Here is a 25,028-nt window from a genome sequence, read left to right as displayed (position 1 = left end):
CGCCGCGACGGTGGTCGTGGCGGGGCGGTGCGGTGCGGGGGCGGCGCTACGGCTTGCCGCGCAGGCCGCGGAGGTGTTCGGCGATGGGGGCGAGGGCCTGGTACATGTCGTCGAGCTGCTCCGGGGTGAAGCGGTCGATGAAGTGGGCGCGGACGCTGCGCACGTGGTCCGGGGCGACCCGCTGCATGGTCTCCCAGCCGTGTTCGGTGAGGTGGGCGTAGAGGCCGCGGCGGTCGCCGGGGCACTCCTGGCGCAGGACCAGGCCGGCGTTCTCCATCCGGGTGATCTGGTGGGAGAGGCGGCTCTTCGACTGGAGGGTGGCGGTCGCGAGGTCGGTCATCCGCATCCGGCGGTCCGGCGCCTCGGAGAGCACCACCAGGATCTCGTAGTCGTTGATCGCGAGGTTGTGCGGCTGGAGTTCGCGGCTGAGCTGGTAGTCCAGCAGCTTGGCGACCTCCAGATGGGCGCGCCACATCCGCTGCTCCCTGGCGGTCAGCCAGGGAGTCTCCTCCTCGGGCTGCGGCGGAGGGGTGTCCGCAGTGTCGATCGTGTGCGTATCCATGCTCCCCAGCATAGCCGATTTAGTTCAATCTTGTACAAGTTTACAGACCGAAACGTCGGCCGAGGTCGCCCAGGTTACCGAGCCCGGGGATGTTGGGATTCCCGCCGCCGTGCCCGGCCGTGCCCGGCTGGGACGGCACGCCGCCCATCGGCACGCCCGCCTCGGCCCCGACCGCGCCGACCGACCGCTCGGCCAGGAGTTTTTCACTCGATTGCAGCAGCACCTGGCCGGCGCCGATGAACTCGAACTGGTGCTCCTCGCCGGAGGCCCCGCCGAAGCCGGTCAGCCGGCGCAGGCCGCCGATCAGCCCGTGCATGTAGTCGTGGTCGTAGTGGTGGCACGGCGCCGGGCAGTCCGCCCAGCCGACCAGCGCCTGCGGGTCGACCCGGATCGGCGGCTCGACGAAGTGCACCGGCCCGTTGGAGGCGGCGACGAAGCGGCCGGTGCCGATCAGGGTCAGGAAGCCCGGGATGATCGACTGCTTGAGCCGCAGCGTCGGGTCGAAGGCCAGCAGGTTGCCGGAGCGGACGGTCAGGTTGCCCTCGTCCAGGTCGTACGAGTTGAGGTCGAACGCCCGGTCGGCCAGCAGCAGCTTGCCCCGGCCCTCGGCGACCACCCAGTCCGCCGCGTGCATCGGCGAGTTGAAGTGCTGCCCGAGCATCCGGTCGACCGCCCCGGCGCCGACGCCCTTGAAGGTGATGTCGCCGTAGTAGGCGACCATCTTGCCCTTCTGGAGGAAGTACGAGCCGTTCAGGTCGACCGAGAAGGCGTACGGGTTGACGTTGTCGCCGGCCGGCAGGCTGTGGGCGTCCCACACCACCGGCCCGGCGCCGCCGTGGCCGGTCGGCAGCGGGGCCACCGGTCCGCCGAACTGCTCCTGGGCGTACGGCTGTTGCTGCTGGTGCGGCTGCTGGTGCGGCGGCGGGGCCTGCTGGCCGTACGGCTGCTGCGGCGGCGGGGGGTAGCCGCCGGGCGGGGGCGGCGGGTAGCCCTGCGGCGGGCCGTAGTTCGGCGGGGGCGGCGGGACCGCGAAGCCGGGCTGGGTCGGCTGGTTGTGCGGGGAGCCGTACGGGGGCTGCGGCGGGTGGGACATCAGAGCTTCTCCTCGCTCGCCTGGACGTACACCGCGCCCTGCCCGGACAGTTCCAGCTGGAACGCCTCGCCCGAGCCGCGGCCGATCATGTCGCGCCAGCCCAGCGCCGTGGACAGCTTGTTGCGCACGTCGCCGCGGTGCGCCACGTACGCCTGGGGGTCGACGTGCACCGACTGGCCGGGGACGATCGGCAGCTCGAAGACGCCGCCGTGGGCCATCACCGCGACCGCGCCCTGGCCCTCCAGCTTGGTGGTGAACAGGCCCTGCCCGGTGACCTGGCCGCGGACCATGCCCATCACCCCGCCCTGCGAGCCCATGAACATGGTGGACTGCCGCAGCGTGCCCTCGAAGGCGAGCAGCCGGTCCGCCTCGACGTAGAGGGTGTCGCCGAACAGGTCGATCACGTGGACGTGGTGGCCGCCGTGGCCGAACATCACCCGGCCCTGGCCCTCGACGGTCATCAGCGGGGTGTCCTCGTTGGCCACCCGGCGGCCGATCATCGACATCACGCCGCCCTGCCCGCCGGTGATGTTCGGCGTGAAGCGGACGTCGCCGCTGTACGCGAGCATCGCGCCGCGCTGGCTGAACAGTCGCTGCCCGGGTAGCACCTGGGCCTCGACCATCTTGCCGTTGATCTTCGTGAAGCCCATCAGACGTCGCCCCCGACGGTGACCTTCTCGGAGGGCTGGACGTACACCAGGCCCTCGCCGGTGAACTCGATCTGGACGGCCTCGCCGCCGCCCTCGCCGATGATCGTCGTCCAGCCCGCGCCCGACTTCAGGCTGCGCTGCAGGGTGCCGGTGTGCGCGACGTACGCGCCCGGGTCCACCCGCAGCGGCATGCTCTTGTCGACCCGCAGGATGACGGCCGGCCCGTTGGAGGTGACGGCCGCCCAGCCGTGGCCCTCCACCTTGGTGGTGAACAGGCCGTTGCCGGAGGACATGCCGTTGAGCCCGGTGAAGCTGGTGCCGGTGTGCAGGGTCGACTCGGTGCAGAGCAGGTTGTCCGATTCGACGTACAGCGTCTCGCCGTTCAGCCGGACCAGATTGATCTCGGTGGCCTTGTCGGCGAAGTAGCAGGTGCCCTGTCCCTTCACCTCCATGACCGTCATCTTCTCGCCGGTCAGCCGGCGGGTGACCATGCCGCGCAGGCCGTCCCCGCCGCCGGTCAGTTTCTTGAAGGCCATCTGCCCGGTGTAGGCGACCATCGAACCGTTTCGCGCCTTGACGGCGTCCCCGCCCAATTCGACGGCGAGCACGCGCGATCCCTGGAGTCTGAACTGTGCCACGGCCGCAATCTAGCCGCTGCGGCCGTGGCCCGGGGAGGGTGCGCGGGCCAACTGGTACCAGCTTGCGACAAACGCGCCGGTCAGGCCGGGGCGCGCGCCCCGCTCAGGCTCGGGCGTGCGCCCCCTGTCCGGGGCGCGGAACAGTGCCGGCCGCCTGCTCGACCTCCAGCAGCGAGGCCGAGTGGCGCTCCGCCTCGAAGGCCACCACGCCGCCGCGCAGTCCGAACAGGCGCTTGGAGAGCATGATCCAGAGCACCGCCGCGATGTTCAGCACCAGGGTGCAGACCTTGAGCGCGCTGACGTGGTGGCTCAGCTCGTAGCCCTCCAGGGGGAGGAAGGCCGCGGTGGCGACCACCGTCAGGTACTCGGCCCAGCGCTTGTTCAGCCACAGGCCGACCGCTTCGACGATCTCGATCACCGCGTAGGCGATCAGGGCACCCGCGACGATCAGCAGGGTGCTCTTCTTGAAGTCGAAGGTCTTGCGGATGGTCTCGACGATCGGGGCGTGTTCGAGGTCCCAGTGGAAGTGGTCGGTGACCGGCCTGAAGACCGTGAGGTTCTCGTCGAACACCCGGTGCACCGCGTCCTGGCTGTTGGAGAACTTCCACACGGCCCAGGCGACGACGATGATCAGCAGCCCGCGCAGCACCCGTTCGACGGCCAGGAAGCGCAGGATGAACAGGTCCCGCAGCGCCTTGCCGCGCGGCACCAGCGGCGCGTCCTCGGCCGGTCCGGAGCCGTGCGGGTCGCCCAGCGCGAAGTCGCCGCAGCGCAGGCAGCGCCAGGCGTCGCCGAGGGCGGTGGAGGCGTGCAGCCGGGAGGCCAGTTCGGGTTCCGTCGGCGCGTAGGTGGTGTGACCGCGCCTGGCGCAGGTCCTGCGGTCCCAGTCGAGCTTGAGCATGTGGCGACTACCCCCGTGTGCGATGCGTCGGCGCCCGGATCGGTGGGCGCGCGGGCAGCAGGATAGGGGTTCCCGGTGACGGGCGGTCGCGCTCGGAGGCGTTCCGGCACACAGCTGTGACAGGGCGGGCGGGCGCTGTGAGATCGGGCACGGTGGCCACCCCCGGCCGGGGGTCCCTACGTGTGCTCGGCGATAATGGCCGGAAGGCTTGTGAGTTGCTTCACAAGCGCGCCCGCGCCGCCGACCCCGTATTGAGGTATCCATCGTGAACAGCAGCGCCGTCCACCGCCTGCGCCTGGTCTCCGGCCCCGAAGGGGTCTCCTTCATCCTGCTGCTGATCTGCTCGGTGCTGAAGCGGACCACCTCGTTCGACGCCGTCCCGGTGATGGGCATGGTCCACGGCGTCCTGTTCATCCTCTACGCGGTCTTCTGGATCCAGGCCTGGCAGGCGCAGAAGTGGGACGCCAAGCGCGGCGTCCTGATGTTCGTGCTCGCGGTGCTGCCCACCGGCGGCTTCTTCGCCGAGCGGATGCTCGCCCGCGAGGAGCGGGGCGAGCCGAAGCCCGCCACCGCCTGAGCCCCGGCGTCATCGTGGACGGTCGACAGGCTGCCGCGGCCTCCTCTCCCAAAGGGCCGCGGCAGCCTGTCGCCGTTTCTTACCGGGGGTGGCTCGGGCCGGTCCTGCCGGCGGTTCGCGCCGGGGCCGGTCGGGGCGTGTCGGGCCCGCCCTAGTTGACGTTCACCGCGCTCCAGGCCGCGGCGACCGTGTTGTACTCGGTGCTGCTCGCGCCGTACAGGTCGGTGGCGGCCTTCAGGGTCGCGGTGCGGGCGGCCTTGTAGTTGGTGGTGGAGGTCATGTAGACGGTCAGGGCGCGGTACCAGATCGCGGCCGCCTTGGTCCGGCCGATGCCGGTGACCGTCGAGCCGTTGGAGGTCGGGCTGTTGTAGCTGACCCCGTTGATGACCTTCGACCCGCTGCCCTCGGCGAGCAGGAAGAAGAAGTGGTTGGCGACGCCCGAGGAGTAGTGGACGTCCTTGTTGCCGACGGTGGAGGACCAGTAGTCGGCCGAGGCGCCGTCCTTGGAGGGCTTGTCCATGTAGCGCAGCGGGGTGCCGTTGCCGTTGATGTTGAGCTTCTCGCCGATCAGGTAGTCACCCGGGTCGGCCGACAGGTTCGCGGACCACTCGACCATGGTGCCGAAGATGTCCGAGGTGGCCTCGTTGAGGCCGCCGGACTCGCCCGAGTAGTTGAGGTTGGCGGTGGCGGAGGTGACGCCGTGGCTCATCTCGTGGCCGGAGACGTCGATCGCGGTCAGCGGGTGGGTGTTGCTCGCACCGTCGCCGTACGTCATGCAGAAGCAGGAGTCGTCCCAGAACGCGTTGACGTAGTTGGTGCTGTAGTGGACGCGGCTCGCGGCGCCGACGCCGTTGTTCTTGATGCCGTTGCGGCCGAAGGTGTTCTTGTAGTAGTCCCAGGTCGCCCCGGCGCCGTACTGGGCGTCGACCGCGGCGGACTCGCGGTTGGAGGGCAGGCCGTTGCCCCAGGAGTTGGTGGTGTTGCTGAAGAGCGTTCCGCTGCCCGAGGTGCCGCCCTTCAGGTCGGTGGTGGACTGGTTGCCCCGGGAGGCGTCCTTGAGCTGGTAGCTCGAACCGCTCTGGGTGGTGGTCAGCGTGACGGTGCCGACGTTGACGCCCTTGCCGGTGCCGGTGGCGGTCTGCACCTTCTCGTCGCTGGCGAGCACCTGGCCGGTGGCGGCGTCGGTGATCACTTCCTGGCGGCTCGGGGTGCCGTCCGAGCGCTGGCCCGAGACCACCGTGCGGTGGGCCAGTCGCGGGGTGCCGTCGGCGGCCCAGACGGCCAGCTCGGGAGCGCCGGCGCCGTCGACCCGGCTGAGCGCCGCCTCGTCGGCGTCGGCGGTGATGCCGACGGTCGCCCGCACCGCGGCGGTGGCCGCCTCGGCGGCCTGCGGCGCGGCGAGGCCCGGGGTGAGGCTGGGCACCGACAGCCGGCCGGCGAAGGCCTGGTCGACGGACTTCACCGAGCCGTCGGCCTTCTGGTGGACGACCAGGTCGCCGCCGATGACCGGCAGGCCCGCGTAGGTCCGGTCGTACCGCAGGTGGCGGGTGCCGTCCTTGTCCACCACCACGTCCTTGGGCACCAGCTTCTCCTGGCCGCCGAGGGCGAGGGCCTGGGCGACCGGGGCGCTCTGCCCGGAGGCCAGCGCCAGCAGCGCGGACTGCTGCTGGGCCGGCGAGGGGGCGGCGGCCTGGGCGGGGGCGGCGGCGATCTGGATGACGCCGGCCAGCAGGGCGGTGGCGGAGAGTACGGCTCCGACAGTCAGCTTTCGCTTCACGTGCGGGGGTTCCTTCCACGAGACCCGCGGGTGCGTGCGGGTGCGCCGCGTACCGGGGCGCCGGGGTTGGCGCCTTGGGGCGGTAGGGCGCGGACGTGCCGGTCCCGTGCGGTTCCTGACGCTCCGCCGGGTGTGGGTGGGGGCGGCGGAGGGTCGGACGGGACTTGGTCAGAAGCATGACAATCGTTGGCAGGGATGGACAGGGTGCCTCCGGGGATTGGCCAGGAACCGCCAATCCCGGTACGGATGGTTCGATTGCCGCCCACTGCCCGGTTTCGGCGGTTCGTCCCCCTGGCGGGACTCCGCCAGCCGCCCGGCCTTGACAGCCCTCCGCAACGGCCGGACGCCCGGGCCCTCCCGATGGAGGTCCCGGGCGTCCGGTGCGCCTGTGCGGTGCGTCAGTTGACGTTGACGGCGCTCCAGGTGGCGGCGACGGCGCTGTACTCGGCGCTGCTCGCGCCGTACAGGTCGGCGGCGGCCTTCAGGGTGCCGGTGCGGGCGCCCGCGTAGTTGGTGGTGGAGGTGAAGTAGGTGGTCAGCGCCTTGTACCAGATCTGCGCGGCCTTGTCCCGGCCGATGCCGGCGAGGGTCGAACCGTTGGAGGTCGGGCTGTTGTAGCTGACGCCGTTGATCGTCTTGGCGCCGCTGCCCTCGGCGAGCAGGTAGAAGAAGTGGTTGGCCACGCCGGAGGAGTAGTGGACGTCCTTGCTGCCGACGGTGGAGGACCAGTAGTCGGCCGAGGCGCCGTCCTTGGACGGCTGGTCCATGTAGCGCAGCGGGGTGCCGTCACCGTTGATGTCGATCAGCTCGCCGATGAGGTAGTCCGGCTTGTCGGCGGGCAGGTTGGCGTAGAACTCGACCATGGAGCCGAAGATGTCCGAGGTGGCCTCGTTGAGGCCGCCGGACTCGCCCGAGTAGTTGAGGTTGGCGGTGGCGGAGGTGACGCCGTGGCTCATCTCGTGGCCGGCCACGTCCAGCTCGGTCAGCGGGTGGGTGTTGCTCGTGCCGTCGCCGTAGGTCATGCAGAAGCAGGAGTCGTCCCAGAACGCGTTGACGTAGTTGCGGCCGTAGTGGACCCGGCTCGCGGCGCCGACGCCGTCGTTCTTGATGCCGTTGCGGCCGAAGGTGTTCTTGTAGAAGTCCCAGGTGGCGGCCGCGCCGTACTGGGCGTCCACCGCGGCGGACTCCGCGTTGGAGGCCAGGCCGTTGCCGAAGCTGTTGGTGGTGTTGGCGACCAGGGTGCCGGAGCCGGAGGTCTTGCCCTTCAGGGTGTAGGTGGCCTGACCGCCGCGGGTCGCGTCCTTCAGCTGGTACGAGCCGCCGCTCTGGGCGGTGGTCAGCGGGACGGTGCCGACGAAGACGCCCTTGCCGGTGCCGGAGGCGGTCCGGACCTGCTCGTGGGTGGAGAGCACCTGGCCGCTCGCCGCGTCGGTGACCAGCAGCTGGCGGCTCGGGGTGCCGTCGGCGCGCAGGCCCTCGACCGTGGTGCGGTATGCCAGGCGCGGGCTGCCGTCGGCGGCCCAGACGACCAGTTCGGCCTTGCCGGCCTGGTGGACCTCGGTCAGCGGGGACTCGTCCTCGTCGGCGGCGATGCCCACGGTGGACTGCACGGCGCCGGCCGCCTGGGCGGCGGCCTGGTCGGCGGGGATCTGCGGGGTGAGGCTCGGCAGCGCGAGGGTCGCGCCGGTCGCCTTGTCCACGGAGGTGGTCGAGCCGTCGGCCTTCTGGTGCACCACCAGGTCCCCGCCCAGGACCGGGAGGCCGGCCAGGGTGCGCTCGTAGCGCAGGTGGCGGGTGCCGTCGGCGTCCACCACGGCGTCCTTGGCCACCAGTTGCTCCTGGCCGCCCAGGGCCAGGGCGTGCGCCACCTTGCCGGCCTGGCCGTTCGCCAGGGCGATCAGGTCGGCACGCTGCTGCGCGCCCTGGGAGTGCGGGGCGGGGTCCGCGACGGCCACGGCGCTCACCTGGACGACGCCGGTGAGCAGGGCGGTGGCGGAGAGTACGGCGACTGCGGCGAGCTTTCGCTTCACGAACGAGTCCTTCCGGGAAACCGCGAGCGGACGCGGTCGCGCGGCGTTCCGGGGGCCGGGGGCCGGCACCTGAGGGGCGGAACGAGCGCTGACGTGCAGGTCCCCGTGCGGTCGGAGCGGCTGTGCCACCAGTGGGTGGGGGTGGTGGCTACCGAACGGGTTGGCCGAAAGCATGACAATCGAGCAAATCAAATGACAGGTCTTGCTCATGAATTGGCCAAGTCCCGCCACGGCGGAGGGATGTGAACGGGTGGACAAAAGGGAGGAATCACCCGGCCTTGCGGCGGGTTGCTGTCCGAACCGAGGCCTGGTGGCAGGGCACCGGGCCGATCGGGGGTCAACCCCGTTGCGCCGGGGGCCCGTTGTCGCGCGTTCACATCGGCGCAATGTCCTGGTATGGACCTGGCCGTCCGATTGGCGGGTTCCCGCCACGTGTTGCGCTTGTCCACCATCAGGACGCCTGGTAACACGCGCCGCGTCCGCCGGTACGGTAAGGAGGTGGCCAAGCCCCTCGCTCTCGACTTCGACCCGATCGCCCGCGCCGACGAGCTGTGGACCCGCCGCTGGGGCGCGGTCCCCTCGATGGCGGCGATCACCTCGGTCATGCGCGCCCACCAGATCCTGCTCTCCCGGGTGGACGCGGTGCTCAAGCCGTACGGGCTGACCTTCGCCCGCTACGAGGCCCTGGTGCTGCTGACCTTCAGCCGGACCGGCGAGCTCTCGCTCTCCAAGATCGGCGAGCGGCTCATGGTCCACCCGACCAGCGTCACCAACACCGTCGACCGCCTGGAGCGGGCCGGTCTGGTCGCCCGCCGGCCCAACCCGCTGGACGGCCGCGGCGTGCTGGCCACGATCACCGAACGCGGCCGCGAGGTGGTCGAGGAGGCGACCGGGCGGCTGATGGCGATGGAGTTCGGGCTGGAGGAGTACGGCGAGGAGCAGTGCCGCAAGGTCTTCGATCTGCTCAGGCCGCTGAGGGTGGCCGCCGGCGACTTCACCGACCCGGGCGAGGGGGCTGCGAAGGGGACGGCGTGAGGGCGGCTACCCTCGTTGGAGCGGTGCGCGGATCCGGGCGTACCGGCCGATGCTGCCGAGCGACGCGAGGAAGATCATGAAGGCGACCCCCCTGCTGGGCTGGTACCGGGCCCTGGCCGTTGCGACCGGTGTGGCGCTGCTGGTGTTCTGCGGCTTCATGGTCGCGAAGTACGGCTTCGGCGCGGCCGAGGACGTGACCACGTACGTCGCGATGCTGCACGGCTACCTCTACATCGGGTACTTCGTGGTGACCTTCCTGCTCGGGCAGAAGCTGAAGTGGCCGATGGGCCGGCTGGTGCTGACCCTGGCGGCGGGCTGCATCCCCTTCCTCTCCTTCGTCTTCGAGCGCAAGGTGGCCCGCGAGGCCGCCGAGAAGCTCCCGGCGGGCGGCGCCGCCCGCCAGCCGGCCGGGGTCTGAGCCCCGCCGCCCGCGCCGTCGAGAGCGCCCCTCCCCGATCAAGGGGGAGGGGCGCTCCCGGCGTTTCGTGGGCCCTTCGGAGTGGATTCCCGGCCGTGCGGGCGGTCGTCCATCGACAAGTACTAGGACGTCCGAGTAAATTGTTAGGACGTCCTACTAGCTGTGCCGCCCGTCGCCGTGGCGGCCGTACGGAGCGGAGTTCGGGGTCATGGACGCCGAGGAGATCGAGCGCGGCCGGCAGCGCTGGCAGCAGCGGTACGACAAGGCCCGCAAGCGGGACGCGGACTTCACCACCCTCTCCGGTGACGAGGTCGAGCCGGTCTACGGCCCGCCCGCCGGGCAGGCCCACGAGGGTTTCGAGCGGATCGGCTGGCCGGGCGAGTACCCGTACACCCGCGGCCTGCACCCGACCGGCTACCGGGGCCGCACCTGGACCATCCGCCAGTTCGCCGGCTTCGGCAACGCCCAGCAGACCAACGAGCGCTACCGGATGATCCTGGACGCCGGCGGCGGCGGCCTCTCGGTCGCCTTCGACATGCCCACCCTGATGGGCTACGACTCGGACGACCCGAAGTCGCTCGGCGAGGTCGGCCACTGCGGTGTGGCCATCGACTCGGCCGCCGACATGGAGGTGCTGTTCGCCGGCATCCCGCTCGGCGAGGTCACCACCTCGATGACGATCAGCGGCCCGGCCGTGCCGGTCTTCTGCATGTACCTGGTCGCCGCCGAGCGCCAGGGCGTGGACCCGGCGGTGCTCAACGGCACCCTCCAGACGGACATCTTCAAGGAGTACATCGCGCAGAAGGAGTGGCTCTTCGCCCCCGAGCCGCACCTGCGCCTGATCGGCGACCTGATGGCCTACTGCGCCGAGGGCATCCCCGCGTACAAGCCGCTGTCGGTCTCCGGCTACCACATCCGCGAGGCCGGGGCGACGGCCGCGCAGGAGCTGGCGTACACCCTCGCGGACGGCTTCGGCTACGTCGAGCTGGGCCTGTCCCGCGGCCTGGACGTGGACGTCTTCGCGCCCGGCCTGTCCTTCTTCTTCGACGCGCACCTGGACTTCTTCGAGGAGATCGCCAAGTTCCGCGCCGCGCGCCGGATCTGGGCCCGCTGGATGCGAGAGCGCTTCGGCGCCAAGACCGACAAGGCGCAGTGGCTGCGCTTCCACACCCAGACCGCCGGCGTCTCGCTGACCGCGCAGCAGCCGTACAACAACGTGGTCCGCACCGCCGTGGAGGCACTGGCCGCGGTGCTCGGCGGCACCAACTCGCTGCACACCAACGCCCTGGACGAGACCCTGGCGCTGCCCTCCGAGCAGGCCGCCGAGATCGCCCTGCGCACCCAGCAGGTGCTGATGGAGGAGACCGGCGTCGCCAACGTGGCCGACCCGCTGGGCGGTTCCTGGTACGTCGAGGCGCTGACCGACCGGATCGAGCAGCAGGCCGAGGCGATCTTCCAGCGGATCCTCGACAAGGGCCGCGAGGACCACGAGATCGGCCCGATCACCTCCGGCATCCTGCGCGGCATCGAGGAGGGCTGGTTCACCGGGGAGATCGCCGAGGCGGCCTTCCAGTACCAGCAGTCGGTGGAGAAGGGCGACAAGCGCGTGGTCGGCGTCAACTGCCACCCGCGCAGCGTCACCCCCGAGCTGGAGATCCTGCGGGTCAGCCACGAGGTCGAGCGCGAGCAGGTCCGGGCGCTGGGCGAGCGCAAGGCGGCCCGGGACGAGGCGGCCGTCCGCGCCGGGCTGGACGCCATGCTGGCGGCGGCCCGCTCGGGCGAGTCGATGATCCCGCCGATGCTGGACGCGGTGCGCGCCGAGGCGACGCTGGGCGAGATCTGCAACGCGCTGCGGCAGGAGTGGGGGACGTACCAGGAGAACGCGATGTTCTGAGGCCGCGGCCGGAGCGGAGCCGCCGTACGGGACCGGGATCCCGTACGGCGGCTCCGCCGTGCGCTCAGCCGGCGAGCAGCGGTCCGAGCAGCAGGTCGGTGAAGCGGCGGGTCCACTCCGTGGTGATCGGCTCGCCGCTGACCAGGACGCGGTGCTCGACGGTGCCGGCGATGGTGTCGAAGATGATGTCGACCTCCTCGCGGGCCGAGTCGGCGTCGCAGTCCGCTCCGAGTTCTCCGCGTGCCTGGGCGGCCGCCCGGCCCTGGCGGACCAGCCGCTTCTGCGGATCCACGATGGACTCGCGGATCCGGCGCCGCAGCTGGCGGTCGCGGGTCCCCTCGGCGAACAGCGCGAGCAGCGCGGCCTGGGTCTCCGGGCGGGCCAGCAGATCGGCGAACTGGGCCACCACGGCCTCGATGTCGGCCCGCAGGCTGCCGAGGTCGGGCATCACCAGGTCGTCGAAGAGGGTGGCGACGGCGTCCACCACGAGCTCGTTCTTGGACGGCCAGCGGCGGTAGAGGGTGGTCTTGGCGACCCCGGCGCGGCTCGCCACGTGGCCCATGGTCAGTCCGCCCCAGCCGAGTTCGGCCAGCGCCTCGCGGGTGGCGTCGAGGATCGCGCGGTCGGCGGCGGCGCTGCGGGGGCGGCCCTTGGCCCGGGCGGCGCCCGCGGGTTCCGGGGTGGCGGCGGCCCGGTGGGGGGCCGCGCCGGCCGGGGCGGGGCAGGTCCGGGTCGTGGGCCCGGCGCGTTCCACGCTGTCCGGGTTCGCTGGGGGCTGGGCGGCCGGCACCGGGCCTCCTCGCGCTTTACTGGTAAGTAACTTGGGTGGGGTTGGTAACGGTAGCGACTGTTCGCCCGTTCGGGCAGCGGGGCGGCCCGGGAAAGTGGGGCAGGTCACGTCCCCGAACCGCCGGTGGGGCTTGCGGGCGGGGCACCGGCTCCAGTTACGCTACGACTCGTAGCGAAAGCAGTGACAACCAGGCGCCGCGTCCCGTGGGACGGGGGCGGCGCGGGCGCGGGTGGGGATCCGCGCCGAACGGTCCAGGCTACCGGGGGAGCGGCACCGCGCCCGGAATTCCGTGCCGCGCGGTCCGCGCGGGGCGACTTTCCGGAGGATGGTGCCCGCGAGCAGCGCGGACGGGGGAGGATGGTGCCATGCAGCCACGGAATTCGCGTCTCAACAGCTCCGCCCTGCGCGGCGCGGTCGACCTCGCCGCAGTGAAGGCGGCCGGCGAAGCCGCCCAGAAGGCCGAGCAGGCCCGGGCCGAGCGGGCCCGGCAGGCGGCCGCCGCCGATTCGGCCGGAGCCGTCCCCGCCCAGTCCGCCCACCGGCTCGTCATCGACGTCACCGAGGACACCTTCGAGACCGAGGTCGTCCAGCGCTCCACCGAGGTGCCGGTCGTCATCGACTTCTGGGCCGAGTGGTGCGGGCCCTGCAAGCAGCTGAGCCCGATCCTGGAGGACCTGGCCGAGGAGTACGCCGGCCGCTTCGTGCTCGCCAAGATCGACGTGGACGCCAACCAGCTGCTCTCCCAGCAGTTCGGCATCCAGGGCATCCCGGCCGTGATGGCCGTGGTGGCCGGCCAGCTGGTGCCGCTGTTCCAGGGCGCGGAGAGCGCCGCCAACATCCGCAAGATCCTGGACCAGCTGATCCTGGTCGCCGAGCAGCGCTTCGGCGTGGCCGGCGGCGCGGCCGGCCCGGGCGAGGCCGAGGCCGCCGCGCCGCAGCGTCCCGAGGACCCGGCGCTGTCCGCCGCGCACGACGCGCTGGACTCCGGTGACCTGGGCGGCGCCATCCGTGCGTACCAGAACGTGCTGATCGAGCAGCCGGGCAACACCGAGGCCAAGCTGGGCCTGGCCCAGGCCGAGCTGCTGAAGCGGATCGAGGGCCTGGACCTCCAGGCCGTCCGGGCGGCGGCCGCCGCCGACCCGAAGGACGTCGAGGCCCAGCTCAAGGCGGCCGACCTGGACCTGGTCGGCGGTCACGTCGAGGATGCCTTCGGGCGTCTGGTGACCACCGTCGGGCGGACGGCCGGTGAGGACCGGGACGCCGCCCGGCTGCGCCTGCTGGAGCTGTTCGAGGTGATCGGCGCGGAGGACCCGCGGGTCGTCGCGGCCCGTACGGCGCTGGCGCGCGTGCTGTTCTGAGTCCGGATCGGGCCCGCCGTCTGGCACGGCGGATGACCTGCGGTGTCGCGGGGGATTTGGCGACAATCCGGTCAACCGAACAGAGGTTTACCAAATCTTGATTTCACCCGCGGGTGGTCACCATGTGTGACCACCCGCGGGTGTTTCACTGGTGTTTCCGGCGGATTTCGCCATCACGATTCCTTCAAGGCGTCACGCAGGGTGCGGCTCGGGTCGATTTCATGATCAACATCACCTGATGTTGCATTACCCGTCAGTAAGGAACCTCTTGTGCTTCGCCCGGGATTCAAGCACGATCGGCCACGCCCGGTCCCAGACTCCACCTCCGCCGACCCCGGTCGGCCACGCGGAGCGCGGGATCCCCACCGGGTGATCCGCCGGCCCCGGCCGGCGGGAGGGAGGGCAGGGGGGTATCCGCGGTCCCACGGCGGTTCCTGTCCTTCGACCGGCCGCGCGGCCCTGCGCGGTCGCTGGTTGTCGCTCGGGGGTGATCGCCGATGTCGTCGGTCCTGCCCGCCGCCCCGCAAGGTCGGCCGGCGTTCGGACGGGACGCCCGCTGCACGCGGGTCGCTCCCGCGTCCGACGACGCCCAAGGCGCTCTCCGCTACCGAGGACGTAGCTCTCTCCCATCCCAGGCCCCCACCGGTGCGGGACGCACCGCCGGGGAGCCGGAGATGTACGTCCTAGAAGGAGGACTCGCATGTCCCAGACCTACGGCAAGACCCGCTGGAAGCGCTTCGCCCTGGTGATGGTGCCGAGCGTCGCGGCCACCGCGATGGTCGGCATCTCGATCGCCAACAACGCGCTGGCGGCTTCGTTCAGCGTGTCCGGCCAGAGCTTCAAGGTCACCACGCCGGAGCTGCACGGCAAGAACTTCGCCCAGTTCGGCTCGATCGACGCGGAGACGAACGGCACTCCGCACCCGGTCGCCGTCTCGGCCTTCGACGAGGCCACCATCAAGGGCCTCTGCCAGTCGGTGGTGACCGACCCCAACGTCATCCCCCACCTGCCGTGGAAGCTGCCCAAGATCGTCCTGCGGCTGGAGGCCGGCAACAGCGACGACGTCAACAAGCAGGTCTACGCCAAGAACCTGCTGATCGACCTCGACCAGCTGAACGCCGACGCCGAGTTCACCAACATCAACATCGGCCAGGACGCCTCGACCCTCAAGGGCTCGGCCACCCAGGGCTGGCAGTCCAAGCTCGGCGGCCTGCCGTCCGGTCAGACCGGCTTCGCCCAGGCCGCCGAGAAGGCCGACCTGTACAACGTGCAGCAGACCGCCTGGGCCACCTCGGCCGGCACCTTCAAGCTCCAGGGCCTGAAGCTCGCGCTGCACACCGACGGTTCCGGCGAGTGCTACTGAGCCGCTGACGGCGGCGGACCGGGCCCGGTCCGCCCGCCCCGACGGCACCTGCGGGACCGGGGACGGTGCGTGCGCCGTCCCCGGATCCCGTGTCTCGTCCATCCCCTCGTTCACACCATCGAGGAGCTGCACCGTGTCCAGCGCCCTTGCCTCCTACCGGCCCGCCGAGCACGAGAACCCCGCCCAGTGGCTGCGCCGGGTGTTCCGTACGTTCCGCCGGACGCGGCCGTACTACGGCGGTCTGCTGGCCATGATCGCCGGCGTCCCGATCATGTACTTCCCGTACGCCAAGCTCTCGCTGGGCGGCATGACCGTGGCCATGGCCACCACGGCGGGTGCCGGGTCACTGATCATCGGCGTGCTGCTGGTGGTGCTCGGACTGACCGCGTGGTTCCAGCCGGCCGTGCGGGTCTTCGCCGGTATCGCCACCACCCTGCTGACGCTGGTCTCGATCCCGGTCTCCAACCTGGGGGGCTTCGGGCTGGCCCTGCTGCCGGGCCTGATCGGCGGCGGGCTGATGGTCTCCTGGGCCCCACTGCCGGAGCCCGAGGCCGGAAAGGCCGCCAAGGGCCGGCGCCGGCGCCGGGCCGGGAGCGGCGCCGGGGACGCGGCGGCCGGGAGCGCCGTCGCGCAGAGCGTCGCCACCGAGCCGAACGCCGAGCCGAACGCCGAGACCCGGACCGCCGCCGCGCCCGCCACCGACGGCGCCGTCGCGGTGCCCACCGCCGAACTGCCCGCCCGGGGCGCGCCGCCGGCGACCGCCGCCGCGACCGTCCCCGCGGCCGCCGAAACCGTCGCCGGGAGCACCGTCCCGAAGCAGGCCGGCGCCGTGGACCAGGAGGAGGCGCGGTGACCGGGCCGGCCGAGCAAGCCGACAACGGTACGACCGTTCCCGCGCAGCGCTCCGGCCGGCACGCGGCCCCGCGCACGCCCGTACGGGTCCGGCTGAGAGGCCGGGCGCTGGCGATGGCGGCGGTGCCGACCGCGCTGCTGATGGCCGCGGCCTACACGCCCAACCCGGCGGTCGCCGAGTCCGCGGCGGGCAAGCCCTGCGGCACCGCTCCGGCCACCGTGCCGGACGTCGCGCCGATCGAGACGCCGGTGCCCAAGAGCGAGCTGCCGGAGCCGCCGCCGGGCCCGTCCGGCGCGCCGAGCCAGGCCCCGACCACGGCGCCCCCGGCCGGCCCCTCGACCGACCCCGGCTCGGTGCCGACCCAGGTGCCGACCACCGCGCCCGCCCAGCAGCCCACCTCGCCGGTCAAGCCGTCGGCCGCCACCGCCCAGCCGTCCGTCGCCGGTTCCGCCGTCGCCGGTTCCGCCGACACCGGCACGGCGGTCCGGACCGGCCTGATCGACGACCTGGTCGGCGGCATCAGCCACCTGCTGAACCCGAACGCCGCGCCGAGCCCGACGCCGGCCACCACACCGGCGGCCACCACGGCGCCGACCGCTCCGACGGGCCCGACCGCACCTGCCCCGAGCACGGGCACCCCGGCCCAGCCCGCCCAGCCGCAGGCCCGGGCCGCCGCCCCGCAGACCGCGCCGCCCGCGACCCGGCCGGCCGACGACGAGCCCTCGCCCACCGCCACGCCCACCGCCGCGCCGAGCGGCAAGGCGACCGGCAGGCCGAAGCCCTCCGCGACGCCGTCCGCGGACGCCTCGGCGACGCCCTCCGCGGGCGCCTCCGGCAGCCCGTCCGCCACGCCCACCGAGAACCCCAACTGCGATGTGGACGCCCGGTCTCTGACGGCCGGCGCGCCCGCCCCCGGGCACGTCGTCCCGGAGCAGAACTGGACCCTGAAGACCAGCCGGCTCGCCCTGCACGGCGCGGCCTTCCACGGCGTCTACGACGTGAAGACCCCGACCGGCAGCAAGCGCGTCCTGAAGTTCGTGGTCGACAGCGTGGACATCGACAACCTCGACATGTCCACCCTGGAGGGCAACGGCGTCACCTTCCACGTCCAGGGCGCCCCGGGGTCCACCTCGACGATGCGCAAGGGCCCGGTCACCATGTACGTGGAGCGGCTGTCCGGCCACCTCTCCAAGGTGCTCGGCCTGCCGATCCTGATCGACCTGGGCGAGATCACCCTCACCCCGGACACCCTGCCGCGCTGGCTGTACGACCTGATCGGCTCCATCCCGATCCCGCTGGACCTGGAGCTGACCGGCGTCACCGCCAAGCAGGCCGGTCAGTTCGGCGGCACCCTGCGGATCCCCGGGATGCGCATGTTCAACGACGACGCCCCCTACAGCGACAAGTAGCGGCGACGGGCGGCGCGGGCGACGAGCGGCGTGCGCCGCAAGGCCCGTGGGGCGGCCCTCCGGAAGGAGGACCGCCCCACGGGCGTTCGGGTCGGGCGGGCGGTCACTCGCTCCGGGTGCCGAGGTGGTGCACCTGCACCATGTTGGTGGTGCCGGGGATGCCGACCGGGACACCGGCGGTGACGATGACGGTGTCGCCCTCGCCGAGCCGGCCCAGCTTCAGCAGCTCCCGGTCGACCTGCGCGACCATCGCGTCCGTGGTGGCCACCTGCTCCGTCACGTACGCCTCGACGCCCCAGCTCAGCGAGAGCTGGTTGCGGGTGGCGGTGTCCGGGGTGAAGGCGATCACCGGGATCGGCGAGCGGTAGCGGGACAGCCGGCGGGCGGTGTCACCGGACTTGGTGAAGGCGACCAGCGCCCTGCCGTCCAGGAAGTCGCCCAGCTCGCACGCGGCGCGGGCGACCGAGCCGCCCTGGGTGCGCGGCTTGCGGCCCGGGTTGAGCGGCTGGAGGCCCTGGGAGAGCAGTTCCTCCTCGGCCTTCTCGCAGATCCGGCTCATGGTGCGGACGGTCTCGACCGGGTACTTGCCGACGCTCGACTCGGCGGACAGCATGACCGCGTCGGCGCCGTCCAGGATGGCGTTGGCGACGTCGGAGACCTCGGCGCGGGTCGGGCGCGAGGCGTGGATCATCGACTCCATCATCTGGGTGGCGACGATGACCGGCTTGGCGTTGCGGCGGGCCAGGGTGACCAGCTGCTTCTGGACCAGCGGCACCCGCTCCAGCGGGTACTCCACGGCCAGGTCGCCGCGGGCGACCATGATGGCGTCGAAGGCGAGGACGATCTCCTCCATGGCCTCGACGGCCTGCGGCTTCTCGATCTTGGCGATGACCGGCACCCGGATGCCGACCTCGTCCATGACCTCGTGGACGTCCTTGACGTCGTCCGCGTTGCGGACGAAGGACAGGGCGATCATGTCGACGCCCAGGCGCAGCGCGAAGCGCAGGTCGTCCTTGTCCTTCTCGGACAGGGCGGGCACGTTCACGGCCGCGCCGGGCAGGTTGATGCCCTTGTTGTTCGAGAGCACGCCGCCCTCGACCACCACGGTCCTCACCCGCGGGCCGTCGACGCTGACGACCTCCAGGGCGATGACGCCGTCGTTGATCAGGATCGGGTCGCCGGGCTTCACGTCGCCGGGCAGGCCCTTGTAGGTGGTGCCGCAGATGTGCTGGTCACCGGGGACGTCCTCGGTGGTGATGGTGAACTCGTCGCCGTTGTCGACGGTCACCGGGCCGTTGGCGAAGGTCGCCAGACGGATCTTCGGACCCTGGAGGTCGGCCAGGACGCCGATGGCCTTGCCGGTGTCCTCCGAGACCTGGCGGACCTTGCGGTACCGCTCCTCGTGGTCCGCGTGGTTGCCGTGGCTCATGTTCAGTCGGGCGACGTTCATGCCCGCCTCGACGATGGCCTTCAGCTGTTCGTAGGAGTCCGTCGCCGGACCCAGGGTGCAGACAATTTTCGCTCGGCGCATATGGATCAGTCTATCCGTTCGTGTTATAGGTGCATTCGGCACGCACCGGGAGGAATCGCCGACGAAAAGTTCCGAGGAGTGAGACGGTTCTGTGTCAGTCCTCGGACTCCCGGCGTTCCCGGTGCACCAGGGCGAAGGCCTGTCGGGCGATCTCCAGCTCCTCGTCGGTGGGCACCACGGCGACCGCCACCCGGCCGTACTCGGGCGAGATGATCCGGGCCTCGCCGGACCGCACCGAGTTCAGCTCCGGGTCGACGGCGATGCCCAGTTCCTCCAGTCCCGCGGTGGCCGCCGCGCGCACCGGCGCCGCGTTCTCCCCGACGCCGGCGGTGAACGCGATCGCGTCCACCCGGCCGAGCACCGCGTAGTAGCCGCCGATGTACTTGCGCAGCCGGTGGACGTACGAGTCGAAGGCCAGCCTCGCGTCCGCGTCCCCCTCGTCGGCCCGGCGCATGATCTCGCGCATGTCGTTCTCGCCGCACAGCCCGCGCAGGCCGCTGCGGCGGTTCAGCAGGTCGTCGATCTCGTCCACGGAGAGGCCGCCGACCCGGTGCAGGTGGAACACCACGCCGGCGTCGATGTCGCCCGAGCGGGTGCCCATGACCAGGCCCTCCAGCGGGGTCAGGCCCATCGAGGTGTCCACGCAGCGGCCGCCGGCGACAGCCGAGGCGGAGGCGCCGTTGCCCAGGTGCAGCACGATCACGTTGACCTCGGCCGGATCCTTGCCGAGCAGCCGCGCGGTGGCCCGCGAGACGTACTGGTGCGAGGTGCCGTGGAAGCCGTAGCGGCGCACCCGGTGCCGGTCGGCGACGGCCTTGTCGATGGCGTACCGGGCCGAGTACTCGGGCATCGAGGCGTGGAAGGCGGTGTCGAAGACGGCCACCTGGGGGAGGTCGGGGCGCAGCGCGCGGGCCACCTCGATGCCGGTGATGTTGGCCGGGTTGTGCAGCGGGGCGACCGGGATCAGCCGGCGGATCTCCCGGAGCACGTCGTCGGTGATCACGGTCGGCTCGGTGAACCGCAGGCCGCCGTGCACCACCCGGTGGCCGATCGCGGCCAGCTCGGGGGAGTCCAGCCCGAGGCCGTCGGCGGACAGTTCCTCGGCGACGGCCTTGAGCGCGCCGGCGTGGTCCGGGAAGACCTGGACGGTCTCGCGCGCCTCGCCGCCGCGCGGGGTGTGCACCAGCCGCCCGCCGGTCTCACCGATCCGCTCGACCAGCCCGGCGGCCAGCTTGGCCCCGTCCAGCATGTCGATCAGCTGGTACTTCACCGACGAGGAGCCGGCGTTCAGCACGAGAACGCGGGTGCCTCCACTCATGCGACGGGCTCCTTGCTGTCCGATGTGCGGTCCTGGGACTGGATGGCGGTGATCGCGACGGTGTTGACGATGTCCTGCACCAGCGCCCCGCGGGAGAGGTCGTTGACGGGCTTGCGCAGCCCCTGGAGCACCGGCCCGACCGCGACCGCGCCGGCCGAACGCTGGACCGCCTTGTAGGTGTTGTTGCCCGTGTTGAGGTCCGGGAAGATCAGCACGGTGGCCCGCCCGGCGACCGGGGAGCCCGGCAGCTTGGTGGCCGCGACGTGGGCGTCCACCGCCGCGTCGTACTGGATCGGGCCCTCGACCAGGATGTCCGGCCGCAGCTCGCGGACCAGCTCGGTGGCCTTGCGGACCTTGTCGACGTCGGCGCCGGAGCCGGAGGTGCCGGTCGAGTACGAGAGCATCGCGACCCGCGGCTCCACCCCGAACTGGGCGGCGGTGGCGGCCGATTGGATGGCGATGTCGGCCAGCTGCTGGGCGTCCGGGTCCGGGTTGACGGCGCAGTCGCCGTACACCAGCACCCGGTCGGCCAGGCACATGAAGAAGACCGAGGAGACGATCGAGGCGCCCGGCGAGGTCTTGATCACCTCGAAGGCGGGCCGGATGGTGGCGGCGGTGGAGTGTGCCGCGCCGGAGACCATGCCGTCCGCGATGCCCTCCTGGACCATCAGGGTGCCGAAGTACGAGACGTCGGTGACCACGTCCAGCGCCAGCTCGACGGTCATCCCCTTGTGGGCGCGCAGCTTCGCGTACAGCTCGGCGAACTGGCGGCGCAGCGGGCTGGTGGCCGGGTCGACGATCCGCACCTGGGCCCGGTCGGCGGCCGGGTTCCCCCCGGCCTGGTGGCCGGGAGCGGTGCCCGCGTCCGGGAGGGCGATGCTCAGGGCCGAGGCCTTGCGGCGGACGGCGTCCACCTCGCCGAGCAGGGTGAGGTCGCAGATGTTGCGGCGCAGCAGGATCTCGGCGGCGCGCAGCACCCGCTCCTCGGTGCCTTCGGGCAGGACGACGTGCCGGCGGGCGCCCCGGGCGCGCTCCAGCAGCTCGTGCTCGAACATCATCGGGGTGACCCGGTCGGACCGGCCGACCTCGATCAGGTTGGTCAACTCGGCGGTGTCGACGTGCAGTTCGAAGAGGCCGAGGGCGATCTCGGCCTTCCGGGGGCTGGCCGGGGTGAGCTTGCCCTCCAGGTGGGTCAGATGGGCGGCGGTGGGCCAGCTGCCCTCGGGGACGACGGCGACCGGGGTGCCGGGGGCGAGCCGGGCGGCCAGTGCCATCACGTTGGGGCCGGGGTGCTGGCCGAGCGTCAGCAGCACGCCGGCGATCGGCGGGGCGCCGGCGGCGTGCGCGGCCAGCGAGCCGATCACCAGGTCGGCGCGGTCCCCGGGGGTGACCACCAGCGCGCCTTCGGTCAGCGCGTCCAGGAAGGTCGGCAGCATGGCGCCGCCGAAGACGTAGCCGCGCACGTCCCGGGCGAGGCCGGCGGCGTCCCCGATCAGGACCTCGGCGCCGGTCGCCTCGACCAGCTGGGCGACGGTGGGCGCGGCCAGGGCCGGCTCCTCCGGGATGACGTAGGCGGGGATCGGCAGCTTCTCGGTGAGGGTGTGCCGGATCCGCTGCTCGGCGCCGGGGGAGACCCGGTTGGCGATCATCGCGAGGGTCTGGCAGCCGAGGTCGGTGTACGCCCGGTGGGCGTTGCGGACCTCGGCGATGACCGTCCCGGCGTCCGCGCCGTGCCCGCCGACCACGGGCAGTACGGCGGCGCCGAACTCGTTGGCCAGGCGGGCGTTGAAGGCCAGTTCGTCCGGGATGCTGGTGTCGGAGAAGTCGGTGCCGAGCACCAGCACGGCCTGGCAGCGCCGCTCCAGCGCGTGGAAGCGGTCGACCAGGACGGAGACCAGCTCGTCCTGCCCCATGGCGGCCTGGAGCGCGGCGGCCTCCTCGTAGGTGAGGCCGTACAGCTCGGTGCTCGGCAGGTCGAGCCGGTAGCGGCCGTGCAGCAGCTCGACCACGTGGTCGGAGCCCGGCCGCCCGGGCGCGGCGGCGTGCACCAGTGGGCGGAACACCCCGACCCGGTCCACCTGGCGGGTGAGCAGTTCCATGACCCCGAGTTCGACCGCCTGGCGGCCGTCCCCCCGGTCGATACCGGTCACGTACACGCTGCGCGCCACGTGGGTGTCTCCGTCCCGTCGTCTCGGAAAGTGGTCATATCGACCATACCTTCGCACCCCGAACGGCCGTCCGCGAGCAGAACGGCGGGGTTCGGGCAAGGGGCGGAGGTCCCTCCCGGGTGCCCGCCCGGTGGGGCGGGCACCCGGGGCCTCGTCGTGCGCGGCCCCCGGCCGAGCGGCGCTCAGCGGGCGGGGCGGAGCCAGACGGTGGAGAGCGGGGGGAGGACCAGTTCGGCGGAGCGGGGCTGGCCGTCCCACTCCACCGGCTCGGCCTTGACCGGGTGGGAGTTGCCGACGCCGCTGCCGCCGTACTCCTCGGCGTCGGTGTTCAGTGCCTCCTCCCAGAGCTGCTCGCGGCCCGCCAGCCGGGGCAGGCCGACCCGGTGCCCGTGCCGGACGACCGGCGAGAAGTTGCAGAGCGCGACCAGCGGCGAGCCGTCGGCCGCGTACCGGACGAAGGAGAGCAGGTTGTCCTCGGCGGCGCCGCCGTCGAGCCAGCGGAAGCCGTCCGGGACGGTGTCCAGCTCCCACAGTGCCGGGGTGTCGAGGTAGCACCGGTTGAGGTCGCCGACCAGCCGGCGCACCCCGAGGTGGTCCCGGTGGGCCGGCCACTGCTCGTCGAGCACCCACCACTGCGGGCCCTGCTCGTGGTCCCACTCCGCGCCCTGGGCGAACTCCTGCCCCATGAACAGCAGTTGCTTGCCCGGGTGGGACCACATGAAGCCGAGGTAGGCGCGGTGGTTGGCGCGCTGCTGCCACCAGTCGCCGGGCATCTTGGAGACCAGCGCCTGCTTGCCGTGCACCACCTCGTCGTGGGAGATCGGCAGGACGTAGTTCTCCGAGTAGGCGTACACCATCGAGAAGGTGATCTCGTTGTGGTGGTACTTGCGGTGCACCGGCTCCTTGGAGATGTAGACCAGCGAGTCGTGCATCCAGCCCATGTTCCACTTCAGCCCGAAGCCGAGGCCGCCGGCGTCGGTGGGCCGGGTGACCCCGTCCCAGGCGGTGGACTCCTCGGCGACGGTGATCACGCCCGGGCAGCGGCGGTAGACGGTGGCGTTCATCTCCTGGAGGAAGGAGGCCGCGTCGAGGTTCTCCCGGCCGCCGTACTGGTTGGGCGTCCAGTCGCCGCCCTCGCGGGAGTAGTCGAGGTAGAGCATCGAGGCGACGGCGTCCACCCGCAGGCCGTCGATGTGGAACTCCTCGCACCAGTACACCGCGTTGGCGACCAGGAAGTTGCGCACCTCCTTGCGGCCGTAGTCGAACTCCAGCGTCCCCCAGTCCGGGTGCTCGGCGCGCAGCGGGTCGGCCGGCTCGTACAGCGGCTCGCCGTCGAAGCGGGCGAGCGCGAAGTCGTCCTTGGGGAAGTGCGCGGGCACCCAGTCGACGATCACGCCGATGCCGTGCCGGTGCAGGGTGTCCACCAGGTGGCGGAAGTCGTCGGGGCCGCCGAGCCGGGCGGTGGGGGCGTAGTAGCCGGACACCTGGTAGCCCCAGGAGCCGCCGAAGGGGTGCTCCATCACCGGCATGAACTCCACGTGGGTGAAGTTCAACTCCTGGAGGTAGCGCGGCAGTTCCTCGGCGATGGCGCGGTAGGTGGTGAGGTCCGGGCGCCAGGACGGCAGGTGCAGCTCGTACACCGACATCGGTGCCCGGTGGTGCGCCGAGCGGGCCCTGCGGGCCATCCACTCGCCGTCCTGCCACGTGTGGTCGGAGGAGGTGACCACCGAGGCGGTGCCGGGCGGGCACTGGGCGGCCCGGGCGAGCGGGTCGGCCTTGTCCAGCACCCAGCCCTGCCGGGTGTGCACCTCGTACTTGTAGGTGGCGCCCTCGGCCAGGCCGGGGACGAACAGCTCCCAGATCCCGGACGAGCCGAGCGAGCGCATCGGGTGCCCGGTGCCGTTCCAGTGGTTGAAGTCGCCGATCAGCCGCACCCCGGCGGCGTTCGGCGCCCAGACCGCGAAGGCGGTGCCGGCCACCCCGTCGACGGTGCGCACGTGCGAGCCGAGCGCCCGCCACAGCTGTTCGTGCCGGCCCTCGGAGATCAGGTGCAGGTCGAGTTCGCCGAGGGTGGGCGGGGTGCGGTAGCCGTCGTGCTGGCGCAGCGGCTCGCCGTCGGGGTACGTCACCAGCAGGGTGTAGTCCGGCGGATCGCCGCCGGCCACCAGGCCGGTGAACAGTCCGCCCTGCTGGTGGGTGAGTTCGGCCGGGCCCTGGGTGGTCTCCACGACCACCCGTTCGGCGAACGGGCGCAGCACCCGGATCGCCGTGCCGCCGAGCACCGGGTGTGCGCCGAGCAGGGCGTGCGGGTCGTGGTGCTGCCCGCCGACCAGCCGGTCCACCTCGGACGGCGGCAACGGCGCCTCGGGCAGCCGCAGCGCCCCGGCGGGGGCCGGGCGTCCGGCCTCCCGGGGTTCTCCGGCGGCGGGCCGGGGGGCGGGCCGGGGCGAGGGTGGAGGCTCGGAGGCGGTCCCGGCGTCCTCCTCCTCGGTCGCCCGGCGCGCTTCGCGGTCGTGGCCGGCGCGCCCTTCGGCCGCCCGCCCTTCGGCTGGGAGCGGTCCGGCCAGGAAGGTGGCCGGTACGGTGCGGGTGGGGCGGCCGGTCGGGTCGATCGGCGTCACGGCGGGGTCCTCCTGCGACGGGGGTGGGCGAACTCCTGCGGG

Annotated in this window: 20 protein-coding genes; 8 read left to right on the top strand and 12 right to left on the bottom strand. The window is 72.2% G+C overall.

All coding sequences use genetic code 11. The features are described from left to right. Positions 1-46 precede the first annotated feature (46 nt). The 5 genes from ACWGKU_RS00935 to ACWGKU_RS00915 form a co-directional block, all read right to left on the bottom strand. Positions 47-562: a MarR family winged helix-turn-helix transcriptional regulator gene (locus tag ACWGKU_RS00935; protein ID WP_359899917.1), complete on the bottom strand. Its 516-nt coding sequence runs from the start codon at positions 560-562 to the stop codon at positions 47-49. A 40-nt stretch (positions 563-602) separates the two neighbouring features. Next, on the bottom strand, positions 603-1,412 hold the full coding sequence (locus ACWGKU_RS00930) for an AIM24 family protein (protein WP_401045034.1): 810 nt from the start codon (positions 1,410-1,412) through the stop codon (positions 603-605). 242 nt (positions 1,413-1,654) lie between these two features. Then, a complete protein-coding gene (locus ACWGKU_RS00925; protein ID WP_359899915.1) occupies positions 1,655-2,305 on the bottom strand; it encodes an AIM24 family protein in 651 nt (216 codons plus the stop codon). After that, positions 2,305-2,943 carry an AIM24 family protein gene (locus ACWGKU_RS00920; RefSeq protein WP_401045021.1) on the bottom strand — a complete coding sequence of 213 codons (639 nt, stop codon included), beginning with the start codon at positions 2,941-2,943 and terminating at the stop codon, positions 2,305-2,307. Before ACWGKU_RS00920 ends, ACWGKU_RS00925 begins: the two co-directional genes overlap by 1 nt. Before the next feature lie 103 nt (positions 2,944-3,046). Further along, on the bottom strand, positions 3,047-3,844 hold the full coding sequence (locus ACWGKU_RS00915) for a DUF2127 domain-containing protein (protein WP_359899911.1): 798 nt from the start codon (positions 3,842-3,844) through the stop codon (positions 3,047-3,049). 265 nt (positions 3,845-4,109) lie between these two features. On the opposite strand from ACWGKU_RS00915, the gene ACWGKU_RS00910 reads away from it, so the two are divergent. Continuing rightward, the gene (locus tag ACWGKU_RS00910; RefSeq protein WP_380348672.1) at positions 4,110-4,421 is read left to right on the top strand and encodes a DUF3817 domain-containing protein; all 312 of its coding nucleotides are present in this window, start codon (positions 4,110-4,112) and stop codon (positions 4,419-4,421) included. A gap of 151 nt (positions 4,422-4,572) precedes the next feature. Here ACWGKU_RS00910 and ACWGKU_RS00905 read toward each other — a convergent pair whose 3' ends face one another. Further along, a complete protein-coding gene (locus ACWGKU_RS00905; protein ID WP_452177019.1) occupies positions 4,573-6,198 on the bottom strand; it encodes a M4 family metallopeptidase in 1,626 nt (541 codons plus the stop codon). 398 nt (positions 6,199-6,596) lie between these two features. After that, the gene (locus tag ACWGKU_RS00900) at positions 6,597-8,228 is read right to left on the bottom strand and encodes a M4 family metallopeptidase (protein ID WP_452177018.1); all 1,632 of its coding nucleotides are present in this window, start codon (positions 8,226-8,228) and stop codon (positions 6,597-6,599) included. Positions 8,229-8,726: 498 nt separating this feature from the next. Here ACWGKU_RS00900 and ACWGKU_RS00895 point away from each other — a divergent pair, with 498 nt between their 5' ends. The 3 genes from ACWGKU_RS00895 (at position 8,727) to ACWGKU_RS00885 (ending at position 11,575) form a co-directional block, all read left to right on the top strand. Continuing rightward, complete coding sequence (locus ACWGKU_RS00895) at positions 8,727-9,263, top strand: MarR family winged helix-turn-helix transcriptional regulator (protein WP_401045014.1); 537 nt, start codon at positions 8,727-8,729, stop codon at positions 9,261-9,263. A 76-nt stretch (positions 9,264-9,339) separates the two neighbouring features. Continuing rightward, positions 9,340-9,681, top strand: coding sequence for a DUF3817 domain-containing protein (locus tag ACWGKU_RS00890; protein ID WP_359899903.1), 342 nt, complete (start codon positions 9,340-9,342; stop codon positions 9,679-9,681). Positions 9,682-9,889: 208 nt separating this feature from the next. After that, on the top strand, positions 9,890-11,575 hold the full coding sequence (locus ACWGKU_RS00885; protein WP_401055126.1) for an acyl-CoA mutase large subunit family protein: 1,686 nt from the start codon (positions 9,890-9,892) through the stop codon (positions 11,573-11,575). A gap of 64 nt (positions 11,576-11,639) precedes the next feature. On the opposite strand, the gene ACWGKU_RS00880 is transcribed toward ACWGKU_RS00885, so the two are convergent. Beyond that, positions 11,640-12,365, bottom strand: coding sequence for a TetR/AcrR family transcriptional regulator (locus tag ACWGKU_RS00880; RefSeq protein ID WP_452177017.1), 726 nt, complete (start codon positions 12,363-12,365; stop codon positions 11,640-11,642). A gap of 365 nt (positions 12,366-12,730) precedes the next feature. Here ACWGKU_RS00880 and ACWGKU_RS00875 point away from each other — a divergent pair, with 365 nt between their 5' ends. From ACWGKU_RS00875 to ACWGKU_RS00860, 4 genes are all read left to right on the top strand, one after another. Then, the gene (locus tag ACWGKU_RS00875) at positions 12,731-13,723 is read left to right on the top strand and encodes a tetratricopeptide repeat protein (protein WP_452177016.1); all 993 of its coding nucleotides are present in this window, start codon (positions 12,731-12,733) and stop codon (positions 13,721-13,723) included. A gap of 700 nt (positions 13,724-14,423) precedes the next feature. Then, positions 14,424-15,086 (top strand): DUF6230 family protein, encoded by a 663-nt coding sequence (locus tag ACWGKU_RS00870; RefSeq protein ID WP_359899897.1) that lies wholly within the window; start codon positions 14,424-14,426, stop codon positions 15,084-15,086. Between the two features lie 133 nt (positions 15,087-15,219). Continuing rightward, positions 15,220-15,939, top strand: a complete 720-nt coding sequence (locus ACWGKU_RS00865) for a DUF6114 domain-containing protein (protein ID WP_452177015.1) — start codon at positions 15,220-15,222, stop codon at positions 15,937-15,939. Beyond that, entirely contained in the window at positions 15,936-17,348 is a 1,413-nt protein-coding gene (locus ACWGKU_RS00860; RefSeq protein WP_452177014.1) for a hypothetical protein, read from the top strand. The genes ACWGKU_RS00865 and ACWGKU_RS00860 overlap by 4 nt, the downstream gene beginning before the upstream one ends. A 103-nt stretch (positions 17,349-17,451) precedes the next feature. Here the strand turns inward: ACWGKU_RS00860 and pyk are convergent, their stop codons facing one another. The 4 genes from pyk to glgB all read right to left on the bottom strand — a co-directional run bounded on the left by pyk (position 17,452) and on the right by glgB (position 24,986). Further along, positions 17,452-18,879 carry a pyruvate kinase gene (pyk, locus tag ACWGKU_RS00855; protein WP_359899892.1) on the bottom strand — a complete coding sequence of 476 codons (1,428 nt, stop codon included), beginning with the start codon at positions 18,877-18,879 and terminating at the stop codon, positions 17,452-17,454. Positions 18,880-18,973: 94 nt separating this feature from the next. After that, complete coding sequence (locus ACWGKU_RS00850) at positions 18,974-20,197, bottom strand: acetate kinase (RefSeq protein ID WP_401048815.1); 1,224 nt, start codon at positions 20,195-20,197, stop codon at positions 18,974-18,976. Beyond that, positions 20,194-22,365 (bottom strand): phosphate acetyltransferase, encoded by a 2,172-nt coding sequence (pta, locus tag ACWGKU_RS00845; protein WP_452177013.1) that lies wholly within the window; start codon positions 22,363-22,365, stop codon positions 20,194-20,196. The genes ACWGKU_RS00850 and pta overlap by 4 nt, the downstream gene beginning before the upstream one ends. Before the next feature lie 182 nt (positions 22,366-22,547). After that, a complete protein-coding gene (gene glgB / locus ACWGKU_RS00840) occupies positions 22,548-24,986 on the bottom strand; it encodes a 1,4-alpha-glucan branching protein GlgB (RefSeq protein ID WP_452177012.1) in 2,439 nt (812 codons plus the stop codon). Positions 24,987-25,028: the final 42 nt, after the last annotated feature.

This window comes from Kitasatospora sp. NPDC054768, from assembly GCF_053612025.1.
This window is presented reverse-complemented; position numbering and strand designations above follow the sequence as displayed.